Annotated in this window: 9 protein-coding genes; 1 reads left to right on the plus strand and 8 read right to left on the minus strand. The window is 65.1% G+C overall.

Annotated elements, in window-relative coordinates; genetic code table 11:
• The first annotated feature begins 197 nt into the window (after positions 1-197).
• Positions 198-1466 (plus strand): M23 family metallopeptidase, encoded by a 1269-nt coding sequence (locus tag GD429_RS34055; RefSeq protein ID WP_152863802.1) that lies wholly within the window; start codon positions 198-200, stop codon positions 1464-1466.
• A 165-nt stretch (positions 1467-1631) separates the two neighbouring features.
• Here GD429_RS34055 and GD429_RS34060 read toward each other — a convergent pair whose 3' ends face one another.
• The 8 genes from GD429_RS34060 to GD429_RS34095 form a co-directional block, all read right to left on the minus strand.
• Positions 1632-2357, minus strand: coding sequence for an amino acid ABC transporter permease (locus GD429_RS34060; RefSeq protein WP_152863804.1), 726 nt, complete (start codon positions 2355-2357; stop codon positions 1632-1634).
• Between the two features lie 2 nt (positions 2358-2359).
• Entirely contained in the window at positions 2360-3082 is a 723-nt protein-coding gene (locus GD429_RS34065) for an amino acid ABC transporter permease (protein ID WP_152863806.1), read from the minus strand.
• Between the two features lie 94 nt (positions 3083-3176).
• On the minus strand, positions 3177-3992 hold the full coding sequence (locus tag GD429_RS34070; RefSeq protein WP_105390223.1) for an ABC transporter substrate-binding protein: 816 nt from the start codon (positions 3990-3992) through the stop codon (positions 3177-3179).
• Between the two features lie 581 nt (positions 3993-4573).
• Positions 4574-5878 carry an MFS family transporter gene (locus GD429_RS34075; RefSeq protein ID WP_111017129.1) on the minus strand — a complete coding sequence of 435 codons (1305 nt, stop codon included), beginning with the start codon at positions 5876-5878 and terminating at the stop codon, positions 4574-4576.
• 234 nt (positions 5879-6112) lie between these two features.
• Positions 6113-7792, minus strand: coding sequence for a SpoVR family protein (locus GD429_RS34080; protein WP_152863808.1), 1680 nt, complete (start codon positions 7790-7792; stop codon positions 6113-6115).
• On the minus strand, positions 7789-9057 hold the full coding sequence (locus tag GD429_RS34085; RefSeq protein ID WP_034184124.1) for a YeaH/YhbH family protein: 1269 nt from the start codon (positions 9055-9057) through the stop codon (positions 7789-7791). The genes GD429_RS34080 and GD429_RS34085 overlap by 4 nt, the downstream gene beginning before the upstream one ends.
• 125 nt (positions 9058-9182) lie before the next feature.
• Complete coding sequence (locus GD429_RS34090; RefSeq protein WP_034184123.1) at positions 9183-11105, minus strand: PrkA family serine protein kinase; 1923 nt, start codon at positions 11103-11105, stop codon at positions 9183-9185.
• Positions 11106-11658: 553 nt separating this feature from the next.
• Positions 11659-13440, minus strand: a complete 1782-nt coding sequence (locus tag GD429_RS34095; protein WP_152863810.1) for a methyl-accepting chemotaxis protein — start codon at positions 13438-13440, stop codon at positions 11659-11661.
• Between the last annotated feature and the right edge of the window lie 270 nt (positions 13441-13710).

Genomic DNA, 13710 nt, shown 5'->3' on the forward strand with positions numbered 1-13710 from the left:
AACCGGGTTCGACCCGGTAAACACGCCGCCGTTCGAAGCGGGCCCGCCCCGCGCGTTGGGTCGAACGGAAACGACACAGGCCCCTGGCGGGGCCTGTTTTGTTGCACGCCCGCCGCCCGCCCCGTCGCCATTCGACGGTTGTGCCGCCGCGGCCCCTGCCCACACCCCTTTGAACCGCTTTCCTGGATGTGGACACCTTGGTCAAGCCTGTCGCAACCCCTGATGTTTTCGCGCCCGGCCGCGCGCAGCGCATCGTGCGCGCGCTCGTGCCGGCCGCCGTGCTCGGCGCCCTCGCCGCACTCGGCCTGGCCGCCGCGCTGCCGGCCGTGTCGCAACTGCCGGGCGCCGTCGACTCGGGCACGGCCGTGCTGCCGCAGCGCGTGCTGTCCGACACGCCGTTTCCCACCGCGCAGCATTTCGTGACGAGCGAGCTCGCCCGCACGATCGGCGAGCGCAATGAACACGGCGAACGCAACGACCGTAGCCTGCAGCCGGGCCTGTTCGCGCCGCTCAGCGCGCACCGCAACGACATGCTCGGCTATGCGAGCCTGTTCCAGCTCGCGCCGCCCGAAAACCAGCACGGGATGCGCGCGGGCGACATCGAGCTCACGCTGTCCGATACGCTGAACCGGCTCGACGTGCCGCCCGAGGTGCGCATCCAGCTCGGCGATCTCGTCACCGGCAAGGTCGCGCTGCGCGCGAGTGCGCAGCGCGGCGACTATTACCGCGTCGCGTACGACACGAACGACGGCACGCCGCGCCTCACCGCGCTCGAACTGCGCGTCGCCGGCCGCACGTTCGGCGCGATCTGGTTCCGCGCGCCGGGCGCCGAGCACGGCGCGTACTACAACACGCTCGACGGCTCGCCGCTCGAAGCCGCCGCGTTCACGATGCCGGTCAAGTGGACGCGCATCAGCTCGTTCTTCGGCGAGCGCGTCCATCCGCTGTCGCAGGCGATGGCGTTCCATACGGGCGTCGATCTCGCCGCGCCGTCCGGCACGCCCGTCGCCGCGGCGGCCGACGGCGTCGTGTCGTTCGTCGGCACCGATCCCGGTGGCTACGGCCGCTACGTGATCGTCGATCACGCGGACGGCTACTCGACCTACTACGCGCATCTGTCCGCGTTCGCGCACGGGCTCAAGACCGGCGAAACCGTGAAGCAGGGCCAGCGGCTCGGCTCGGTCGGGATGACGGGCGCCGCAACGGGCCCGCACCTGCATTTCGAAGTGCGCGTAGCGAACGATCCGGTCGACCCGCTCGTCACGCTCGCCAACGCGCAGACGGCGCTGTCCGACATGCAGCTCACCGCGTTCCGCCAGGAAGCCGCGCAATGGCGCTTCCGCCTCGCGTCGATAAATACGGCGCCGTTCGCGTTCGCGCAGAACGACGGGCCGCTGTGGGGCGATTTCGCGACCGACAAATCGACGTTGCGCGCGGTCTTCAACGCGCACTACTCGGCGTCGTGACGCGCGTGCCGCCCGCCTTCGCTCCGGAAGCGGCGGCGCAGGCGGTCGGCCATCTACCGTTCCTGTCCGTACTGCACGCCGGGCCCGACCTGCGCGGTGTGCAGCACGCTGCGGATATTCGCTAGCGCGTCCTCACCGGCAGTACGCCACGGCCGCTGCGCCTCCTCACCGCGCGGGCTCCGTGCACTCGGCCGTCGCCGGTGCGGCGCGTTGCGCATGCGAGCCGCGCGACAACAGCCAGCGCGCCGCGCCGTCGAGCGACGTGCACAGCACCAGATAGATCGCCGCGACGAACAGGAAGATCGGCGCCGGATACACCGTCAGCCGGTTGTTCACCTGCGTCGCGACGAACGACAGTTCCGGCACGCCGACGATATACGCGAGCGACGTGTCCTTCACGAGCGCGACCCACTGGTTGACGAACGACGGCGTCATGATCCGGATCGCCTGCGGCAGCAGCACATGGCGCACCGTTTGCCGGCGCGTGAGCCCGAGCGACAGCCCGGCCTGCCATTGGCCGTCGCCCGCGGCGACGATGCCCGCATGCACCGCATGCGCGAGATACGCGCCGCCGACGAGCGCGAGCGCGCACACGACCGTCGCGAGCCCCGGCACATCCATGTGCAGCAGCACGGGCATCAGGAAGTACGTCCAGAAGATCAGCATCAGCACGGGAATCGCGCGGAAGAAGCCGATGAACGCGAGCAGCAGCACGCGTACGGGGCCGCGCGCGAGCGCCATCGCGACGCCGAGCGCGATACCGAGCACGGCCGATGCAACGGCCGACGCGATCGCGAGCACCAGCGACAGCGCGGCGCCGCCGAGCGGGCCTTCCGGGAACGCGCCGACGAGCAGGTACGGCAGGTTGGAGAGCAGCAGCGAAAAGTCCATCGTCAACGCCCCGCCCCAAGCCGGTCGCGCCATTGGGTGGCCGCGTACGCACCGGCCTCGATCGCGGCCACCGCCGCGACGTACAGCAAGGTCGCGACGCCGAACGCGGCGAAGGTCTTGAACGTTTCCGTTTCGACCTGCCGCGACGCATACGACAGCTCGGCCACGCCGATCGCCATCGCGAGCGACGAGTTCTTCACGAGATTCATGTATTGGCCGAACAGCGGCGGCAGCGCGATGCGCACAGCCTGCGGCAGCACCACGTAACGCAGCGACTGCATCGGCGTGAGGCCGAGCGCGGCTGCCGCATCATGCTGCGCGCGCCGCACGCCGCGCAGGCCGGCTTCGCATTCCTCAGCGACGAACGCGGCCGTATACGCGCTCAACCCGACCCAGCCCGCGACGAATTCGAACGACGGCCATGCGAGCGTGAGCGGGCCCGCGCTCAATTCATGGCGCGCGTTCAGCCACGCGATCCACGTATCGGGCAGCAGCGACGCGACGCCGAAATACCAGAACAGCAACTGCACGAGCAGCGGCGTGTTGCGGAACGCGACGACGTATGCGGCGGCCACCATGCGCAGCACCGTGCCGCGCGCATGCCGCATGACCGCGAGCAGCAGCCCGCCGGCGGTCGCGGCGACGGCCGACGCGGCCGCGAGGCCGAGTGTCAGCAGGAAACCCTGCCAGAGCCAGGACAGATATTTGGGAGCCAACCCGAGCATGCTGGGGGACGTGCGCGAAGCACGCGATCGGAACAAAACGGAAAGCGCCGCGCCGCCGACGTTCCGGCAAATCGCGGCGCGCGTGCGGCGTGGATCAGGTCTTGTCGCCGATGCGGAAAATGCGCGTGAGCGGCGTCTTCGTCGTCGGCCCGAACCATGCATCGTAGATCTGCACGGCGCGGCCGTTTGCCTCGAGCCCCTTCAGCGTGTCGTTGACGAAGCCGAGTAGGCGCGTTTCGCCCTTCGGCACGCCGACACCCATGTAGTCGTTCGAGATCGTGAACGCGGGGATCTCGTAGTTCTGCTTGTCGGGCACGTTCGCGAGCAGGCCGATCAGCTTCGGGCCGTCCTGCGTGATCGCCTGCACGTTGCCGGCTCGCAGCGCGGCGAACGCGAACGGCGTGTCGTCATATGCGACGATCGTCGCCTTCGGGAATTTCTCGCGCAGCGTGATCTCGTTCGTCGTGCCCTTGTCCGCGCCGACGCGCAGGCCGTTCAACTGGTCGGCCGATTTCAGCACGCCCTTCTTCGCGAGAAACTGCTGGCCCGACGAGAAATACGGAATGCTGAAGTCGACCTGCTTCGCGCGCTCGTCGGTGATCGTGAAGTTCGCGAGCACGAGATCGACCTTGCCGGACGTCAGGAACGGAATGCGGTTCGCGGGGTTGGTCGGCTGGAGCTGCAGCTTCACGCCGAGCTTGTCGGCGAGCGCCTTCGCATAGTCGACGTCGAGACCGACGATATGGTTGTTCCTTGCATCGACATAACCGAACGGCGGGTTGCTGTCGAACGTCGCGACGCGCAGCACGCCGGCCTTTTTGATGTCGTCGAGACGGTCCGCATGCGCGACCGTGCCGGCGGTGACGAGCGCGGCCCCGACGAGCCACGTAGCGAGAGTGTGGATTTTCATGAGCACGACCTGTTTTTTATGAAGGCCGCCGCGGATCGCGCGGCGGCCGTTTCGAGGAACATCGCGACGAAGTGTGGTGTCGCGAAGCCGCTAACGTATCAGCGCATGCGGCGAATCCGAACCAACAAATGATGCTTTGCTCAGCGGGTTTCGTGATGAGGCATGCGAGCCGCGCGGCGGCACCAACCCCGTCGGGACTGGCGTGGCATGCAGCGCAAAAAAAAAGACGCCCGCTGCAGGCAACGGGCGCGAATCCCAGTCAAGGAGGTGTCACACGAACTACGGGTTCAGATTAAGGAAATTGAGCGTAACGGACAACGAATCGATTTCGATATCGATATGACGCGCCCCACCGACGCGACGCCGAGGACGTCTACCTGCGCGATTGTCCGGTTCCCCGTATACGGCCCGTCGCGCTCGCCGAGCGTCGAGCAGATGTTCGCATGGCTGGTCGAGCAAGGCCGGCCGTCGAGCGTGTTCGACCACGCACCGCCGCACGCGGAATCGCGCGCCGCAAAAAAAACGTCCCGCCGGCTGGCGGGACGTTCGTCACGATGCGACTGCGCGCGACGCGCAATCGATCACGGTTCGTTGCGCAGATACCCTTCCTTGCTCGGATCGCGCATCCGCCACGACACGATCAACGAGATCGCGCACAGCACCGTCACGTACCAATAGAAGGTTTCCTCGCTGCCGACCGACTTGAACCACAGCGCGACGTACTCTGCCGAGCCGCCGAAGATCGCGTTCGCGACCGCGTACGACAGGCCGACGCCCATCGCGCGCACTTCCGGCGGGAACATCTCGGCCTTGATGAGGCCGCTGATCGACGTGTAGAAGCTGACGATCGCCAGCGCGACCGTAATCAGCACGAACGCGGCCACCGGGCTCGTCACGTCCTTCAGCGCATGCATCAGCGGCACCGTGCCGATCACCGCGAACGAGCCGAACAGGATCATCGACGTGCGGCGGCCGATCTTGTCGGACAGCGCGCCGAACACCGGCTGAATCAGCATGTAGACGAGCAGCGCGACGGTCATCACGTTGCTGGCCGTCTTCGCGTGCATGCCGGCCGTGTTCACGAGGTACTTCTGCATGTACGTCGTGAACGTGTAGAAGATCAGCGAGCCGCCGGCCGTGAAGCCGACCACCGTCAGGAACGCGCCCTTGTGCCGCCACACGCCGCGGATCGTGCCGGCGTCCTTCTTGTCGCGCGATGCGCTGGTCGACGTCTCGTCGAGCGATTTCCGCAGATACAGCGAGATCAGCGCGGCCGCCGCACCGACCACGAACGGAATGCGCCACCCCCACGCCTTCAGTTCGTCGGTCGACAGCGTCTGCTGCAGGATCACGAGCACCAGCAGCGCACAAAGCTGGCCGCCGATCAGCGTCACGTACTGGAACGACGCGAAGAAGCCGCGCCGGCCCTTCAGCGCGACCTCGCTCATGTAGGTCGCGCTGGTGCCGTATTCGCCGCCCACCGACAGGCCCTGGAACAGGCGCGCGACCAGCAGCAGCGCCGGCGCGAGCGCGCCGATCTGCGCATAGGTCGGCAGCACCGCGATCACGAGCGAACCGCCGCACATCATCAGCACCGAGATCATCATCGCCGCGCGACGGCCGTGACGGTCGGCGATGCGACCGAACAGCCAGCCGCCGATCGGGCGCATCAGGAAGCCGGCCGCGAACACGCCGGCCGTGTTCAGCAACTGCGTCGTCGTGTTGCCGCTCGGGAAGAACGCCGGCGCGAAGTACAGCGCGCAGAACGAGTAGATGTAGAAGTCGAACCACTCGACGAGGTTGCCCGATGAGGCGCCGACGATGGCGAACACGCGCCGCCGGGTGTCATGCGCGGACAGCGCAGCTTGGTCGGTCTGGACGTCCATGGATTGGTCTGTTCCTTTTAATGCTTTCTGGGCGAGACGGCTTGGGGCCGCCGCGTGCGGTCGCACGTGGCACCGGTTCCGGCGGCACGACGCTACGGGATTTTAGCGAAATGTAAAGTAACAGGCTTTCCGGGTTCGTCCGGATGTAGAAGATTTTTCTCCCGCCGCGCGTTCGTCATATGAAAACGCCAGCCCGCAGGCTGGCGTCCGATGCAAACTATTCGAAAGCGGCGCTCAGACGCGCACCTCCGGCGGCACGTAGCGGCACTCGTAGCGCTTGCGCACGGTGCCGGCCTCGTCGACGCTTTCCAGGTACACGTCGAACTGCCAGAGCCGCGCCATGTGCTTGAGCACCTCGTCGCTGTCGTTCGACAGGTGGCGGTTGTCGGTCATGAAGTGGCGCAGCGTGAGGCTGCGGTCGCCGCGCGTGTTCACGGCCCACACCTGGATGTTCGGCTCGCGGTGATGGATATCGTACTGCCGCGACAACGCCTGCCGCACGTACTGGTAACCGGAATCGTCGTGGATCGCAGACACCTCGAGCGAATCGCGCATGTCGTCGTCGAGCACCGAGAAGAGTCGCATCTCGCGGATCAGGTTCGGCGACAGGTACTGTGCGATGAAGCTTTCGTCCTTGAAGTTGCGCATCGCGTAATGCATCGCCGGCAGCCACGGGGTACCCGCGATCTCCGGAAACCACTTGTAGTCCTCCTCCGTCGGCGCTTCGCAGATCCGCCGGATGTCGCTCATCATCGAGAAGCCGAGCGCATACGGGTTGATCCCGCTGTAGTACGGTTTCGTGACGGGCGGCTGGTAGACCACGTTGCTGTGCGAATGCAGGAACTCCATCATGAATCTGTCTTCCAGCTTGCCCTGGTTGTACAGCGTGTTCAGCAGCGTGTAGTGCCAGAACGTCGCCCAGCCTTCGTTCATCACCTGCGTCTGCCGCTGCGGGTAGAAATACTGGCCGATCTTGCGCACGATGCGGATCACTTCCCGCTCCCACGGCTCGAGCAGCGGCGCGTTCTTCTCCGCGAAATACAGCAGGTTCTCCTGCGGCTCGGGCGGATAGCGGTCTTCCTGCTCTTCCATCAGCTCGGGTTTCTTGCCCGGCAGCGTGCGCCACAGTTCATTCACCTGCGACTGCAGGTACGCCTCGCGCTCGCGCCGCAGCGCGGCTTCCTTCGACAGCGACGGCTTCTGCGGCCGCTTGTAGCGGTCGACGCCGTAGTTCATCAACGCATGGCACGAATCGAGCAGTTCCTCGACGCGATCGAGGCCGTAGCGCTCCTCGCATTCCGCGACGTAGTTCTTCGCGTACACGAGATAGTCGATGATCGCGTGCGCGTCGGTCCACAGCCGGAACAGGTAGTTGCCCTTGAAGAACGAGTTGTGCCCGTACGCCGCGTGCGCGATGACGAGCGCCTGCATCGTCATCGTGTTCTCTTCCATCAGATACGCGATGCACGGATTCGAATTGATGACGATTTCGTACGCGAGGCCCATCTGGCCGCGGCGGTAGCTCTTCTCGGTGGAAAGGAAGTGCTTGCCGAACGACCAGTGGCGGTAGTTGACGGGCATCCCGACCGACGCATACGCGTCCATCATCTGTTCGGCGCTGATCAGTTCGAGCTGGATCGGGTAGATGTCGAGCTCGTATTGTTCGGCGACCTGCGAGATGTGCGTGTCGTATTCCTCGAGCAGTTCGAACGTCCAGTCGGACGGGCACGGCAGCGGCTTGCGTTCGGCAACGTTCATACGCGCTTCCTTTTGCCCGGAACCGGGCAAGTCGGCGGCCGGCGGCGGCGGTTCGGCCTGCGCGCGTTGCTGCGATGCGGCAGGGCCGGCCGTGTCGTCGCCGGAGGGGCGCGGCTCGTAGCCGCGCGACTCGTTGTGCAGATGGCGGGTCGTCATGACGTTTCCACCTGCTTTTCGAACAATTCGCGAAACACCGGGTAAATGTCGGCAGCCGATTCCACTTTTTTCATCGCGAGATGCGGTTGCGACAGTGCCAGCTGCGCGTATTCCAGCCACAAATTCTGCTCTTCCGGCGCGACCTGGATATACGCGAAGTAACGCGTCTTCGTGAGGATATCCTCTTCCAGGATTTTGCGACACTTGGGCGAATCGTCGGTCCAGTTGTCGCCGTCGGACGCCTGCGCGCCGTAGATGTTCCATTCGGTCGGCGAGTAGCGCTCGTTCTGCACCTTGCGCATCAGTTCGAGCGCGCTCGACACGACCGTGCCGCCGCTCTCGGTCGAATGGAAGAAGGTATCCTCGTCGACTTCCTCGGCGCGCGTATGGTGACGGATGAACACGACCTCGATGCGCTCGTAGTTGCGCTTGAGGAACAGGTAAAGCAGGATGAAGAAGCGCTTCGCGAGATCCTTGCGCTGCTCGTCCATCGAGCCCGACACGTCCATCAGGCAGAACATTACGGCCTGGCTCGACGGCTGCGGCTGCTTCACGCGGTTGATGTAGCGCAGGTCGAACGGATCGATGAACGGAATCCGCCAGATGCGCCCCTTCAGGTGATGGATCTCGGCCTCGAGCGTCGCGATTTCCGCGCGACGGTCTTCCGGATCGCTCTTCATCGCTTCGAGTTGGGCCTCGAGTTCGCGCAGCTCGTTGACGAGCGGCGAGCCGAGCGCGATGCGCCGGCCGAGCGCGCTGCGCAGCGAGCGCACGACGTCGATGTTGTTCGGCGTGCCTTCCGCCGACCAGCCCGCGCGCACGTTCTTCCAGCTCGGCACCGTCAGCAGGTGCGTCTTCACGAGGCGCGGCAGTTCAAGATCGTCGAAGAAGTACTGCATGAACTCGTCGCGCGACAGCTCGAACACGAAGTCGTCCTGCCCTTCGCCCTCGTTGCTCGCCTGACTGCCGCCGCCGCCCGAACCGCCCTGCGGACGCGGGATCTTGTCGCCGCGCACGTAGTCCTCGTTGCCGGGATGCACGTATTCACGACGCCCGCCCGGCCCGTGCCGGAAATTCGGCTCCGCGATGTCCTTGCGCGGAATCGTGATGCTCTGCGTGCTCTGGATATCCTTGATGCTACGGTCGCGCACCGCGTCGGACACGGCACGACGAATGTAGTTCTTGACGCGACGCAGAAAGCGTTCACGGTTGGCGATGCTCTTGTTCTTGCCGGCCAGCCTGCGGTCGATGATTTGATGAAGCACTGCCGGTCTCCCGCTCGAAAGTCGATATGCCGGGACGCTCGCCGCACATGCCGTCTCCCGTCATGCGGGCGGCGTCCCTGAAAGCGCCCGCGCGGACTCGCCGCACGGGCTCGGTACCGCGCGCGTCATGACGACTTGCGCACGCGCAGGTACCAGTCGCAAAGCAGCCTCACCTGCTTCGGCGTATAGCCCTTCGCGACCATCCGGTTTACAAAGTCCTCATGCTTGCGCTGCTCTTCCGCCGAACCCTTTGCGTTGAACGAAATCACCGGCAACAGTTCCTCGGTGTTCGAGAACATCTTCTTCTCGATCACGACGCGCAACTTCTCGTAGCTCGTCCACACGGGGTTCTTGCCGGCATTCGCCGCCCGCGCACGCAACACGAAGTTCACGATCTCGTTGCGGTAATCCTTCGGATTGCTGATGCCGGCCGGCTTCTCGATCTTCTCCAGCTCCGCGTTCAGCGCGGCGCGATCGAAGCTCTCGCCCGTATCGTGATCGCGGAATTCCTGGTCCTGGATCCAGAAGTCGGCATACGTGACGTAGCGGTCGAAGATGTTCTGGCCGTACTCCGAATACGACTCGAGGTAGGCCGTCTGGATCTCCTTGCCGATGAAATCCGCGTAGCGCGACGCGAGTACGTCCTTCACGAAGGACAGGTACTTCTGCTCGGTTTCCGGCGGGAACTGCTCGCGTTCGATCTGCTGTTCGAGCACGTACATCAGGTGCACGGGGTTGGCCGCGACCTCGCTCGAATCGAAGTTGAACACGCGCGACAGGATCTTGAACGCGAAGCGTGTCGACACGCCCGTCATCCCTTCGTCCACGCCCGCGTAGTCGCGATATTCCTGGTACGACTTCGCCTTCGGATCGGTGTCCTTCAGGTTTTCGCCGTCGTACACCTGCATCTTCGAGAACAGGCTCGAATTCTCCGGCTCGTGCAGGCGCGACAGCACCGAGAACTGCGACATCATCTTCAGCGTGCCCGGCGCGCATACGGCCTCGGCGAGTGACGAGTTGCGGATCAGCTTCTCGTAGATCTTGGTCTCTTCCGACACGCGCAGGCAGTACGGCACCTTCACGACGAAGATCCGGTCGAGCAGTGCCTCGTTGTTGCGGTTGTTGCGGAACGCCTTCCACTCCGACTCGTTCGAGTGCGCGAGGATGATCCCGTCGAACGGAATCGCGCCGAAGCCCTCGGTGCCCTTGAAGTTGCCTTCCTGCGTGGCGGTCAGCAGCGGGTGCAGCACCTTGATCGGCGCCTTGAACATTTCGACGAACTCGAGCAGGCCCTGGTTCGCGAGGCACAGGCCGCCCGAGTAGCTGTATGCGTCGGCGTCGTCCTGCGCATACTGCTCGAGCTTGCGGATGTCGACCTTGCCGACCAGCGACGAGATGTCCTGGTTGTTCTCGTCACCCGGCTCCGTCTTCGCAATGCCGATCTGCCGCAGGATCGACGGATAACGACGCACGACGCGGAACTGGCGGATGTCGCCGTTGTATTCGTGCAGGCGCTTGACGGCCCACGGACTCAGGATGCTCTTCAGGTAGCGGCGCGGAATGCCGTACTGTTCCTCGAGGATCGGGCCGTCTTCGTCGTAGTCGAACAGCCCGAGCGGCGATTCGTTGACGGGCGAGCCCTTCAGCGCATAGAACGGCACGCGCTCCATCAGTTGCTTCAGACGCTCGGCGATCGACGACTTGCCGCCGCCCACCGGACCGAGCAGGTAGAGGATCTGCTTCTTCTCTTCGAGCCCTTGCGCGGCGTGGCGGAAATACGCGACCACCTGCTCGATCACTTCCTCCATTCCGTAGAACTCACGGAATGCCGGATAGACCTTGATGACCTTGTTCGCGAAGATCCGCGACAGGCGCGGCTCGTTGCGGGTATCGATGTGTTCAGGTTCCCCGATTGCTGCCAGCATGCGTTCACCAGCCGTCGCGTACGCGGATGGATCGTTCTTGCAGAGCGCGAGATACTCCTCCAGCGAGAGCTCTTCCTCTCGCATTTTTTCGAAGCGGTTCGCGAAGCTGCTGTAAATATCCATGCTACCTCCCTCGCCTGAGTCTGAAGACGTGCCTGCCTTCGTACGACTGCGCAGAAGCAAGCGCGTTCGAATTCATCCTAAACCCTTTCTAATTTTTTTTCACGAACTCTTCGTATGAAGTTCGTCATTCTCGACAACACCGCTTGGACAACGCATTTCGTCGTTTTACAATCGACCTCCCGAGCCGCAGAAACTGCATCCGTCGCGTCTCGTCGAACAACGGAACGTCTTGTGCGTTGGACACTTCCGACGTCGTCACGCCCCCCTTCATCCCTATACGTTCGAGCCGTCGTTTACGACGACACGCCGCGCGCACCGTTACAAATTTTCTTGCCGTGCCCCTTACGGAGATACCCGTACGACGGATGCGGCAACACGACGCGCACCGTTGCGCGTATTGCGCGCATCCGCCGGTGCAGGTCGCGCGATGCATGCGACGATGCACGACCGTTCATGCGCGCTGTCACAATTTGCCTGCCGCCGAAACGACGACGCCCGCAGGTCGCGGGCGTCGTTCGTCACCAAATGGGGATAGATGCGCGGCGCGCGCGAATCAGAAGGTCTCCCAGTCGTCGGCGCCTGCAGCGGCTGCGGCCGGCGCCGCTGCGGGCGTTGCAGATGCTGTCGCGGGCTTGCGTGCCGGCTTCGCCGCAGCCATGCGCTTCGGCGGTGCATCGCGATCGTCGCGTGCGGCAGCCTGTTGCGCAGGCACGGCAACCGCAGCCGCAGCCGCGGGTGCGCGCGACGCATGACGCGCCGCGCCCGGCGCGGCGGCGCCCTGGCGGGCGGCTTCGTCGTCGAGCTGGAACACCGACGCCGTCTCACGCAGGCGCGCGGCCTGCTCATCGAGCGACTGCGCAGCGGCCGCGGCCTCCTCGACGAGCGCCGCATTCTGCTGCGTGACCTCGTCCATCTGCGCAACCGCGCGCGCCACCTGGTCGATCCCGCCGCTCTGCTCCTCCGACGCCGCGGCGATTTCGCCCATGATGTCCGTCACGCGCTGCACCGCACCGATCACGTCGCTCATCGTGCGCCCGGCTTCGTCGACCAGCGTGGAACCCGACCGGATGCGCTCCACCGACGCGTCGATCAGCGCCTTGATCTCCTTGGCCGCGGCCGACGAACGTTGTGCGAGGCTGCGCACCTCGCCCGCGACGACCGCGAAGCCGCGACCTTCCTCGCCCGCGCGGGCGGCCTCGACGGCCGCATTCAGCGCAAGAATGTTGGTCTGGAACGCGATTCCCTCGATGATCGCGATGATGTCGGCGATCTTGGCCGAGCTGTCGTTGATCTCGCCCATCGTGCCGACCACCTGGCCGACCACCGTATTGCCCTTGTTTGCAATCTCCGACGCATTCGCGGCCAGCGCGCTTGCCTGGCGTGCATTGTCCGCGTTCTGTTTCACGGTGCCGGTCAGCTGTTCCATGCTCGATGCGGTTTCCTGCAGCGCAGCGGCCTGTTCCTCGGTGCGCGACGACAGGTCGATGTTGCCGGCCGCGATCTGGCGGGCCGCCGTTGCGATCGACTCGCTGCCGCCGCGCACGGTGCGAACCGTGTCGACAAGCCCACGCTGCATCTTCGCGAGGCCGTCGAGAAGCAGGCCCATCTCGTCGCGCCGGTGCACGACGATCGGCCGGCGCAGGTCGCCTGCGGAGATCGCGTCGAAATGCGCGAGCGCGTCCGCGATCGGGCGGCCGATCGCGCGGCTCAGCGTCAGCCACGACAGCAGCGCGGCGCCGATGCCGGCCGCAAGCGCGACGATCGACAGCACCCGCATCGTGTCGTATACCGATTGCGCGTGATCGAAGCCCACCTTCGCATCGGTGAACTGGAAGTTGCGCAGCGCTTCGCTCGCCACCGAGAGGTCGTTGTAGAGCGCCTGGAGCTGCTTGGCGCCGTCGCCGATGCGATCGCGCTGGTCGGCCGCGACGATGCTCGCGAACGCGTCGCAACTGCGTTGCAGCGCCAGCCGCTTCGCGGCGACATCCTGCGCGATCCGATCCTCGTCCGGCCCACGCGGCAACGCGAGATACTTCTGCCACCACGCGTCGGACTGCGCGCGCATCCCGCGGCTGCGCTCGATGGCGGCCGCCGAGTCGGGCGTGCCGGACAGCAGCGCCGCGCGGTCGAGTGCGAGGCGCTCGCGCGCGGCGAACATTTCCGCGACCGCCACGTCGACCGCGCTCGGCATCTGGTTCGTGAAAATCTCGCGCGTCGAGTCGTTCGCACGCGTCATCCCGTACAGCCCGAGCACGCCGGTTACGCCCAGCAGCACCGCCAGAAACGCCATCGTCAAACCGATGCGTGCACGAATCGTCAGATTCCTGAAGACCATCATCCTTCCTGTGTTGCGTCGTCATGAACGGGCCGGGCCCGTTGGCTCGAAGCATTGCTTCACTTGGTGCATTTACGACCGCACGCCGCACAACTTGATGGTTTTTATGTCATTTTTTCGAATTATTTGTCAGCTTATTACAGATGACTAAACAATCGACGCAAAATCCGGTGGGTTCGACAAACAGGAGGGAAGCCGGCCTGCGGGGCGCCGGCCAGTGGCAGGAGGCACGGCCCCGGCCGTCTCGTGCGACGGGCCGGCCGTGATGCG

It is taken from the genome of Burkholderia sp. BE17 (assembly GCF_009362305.1).
Taxonomy (GTDB): Bacteria; Pseudomonadota; Gammaproteobacteria; order Burkholderiales; family Burkholderiaceae; genus Burkholderia; species Burkholderia pyrrocinia_C.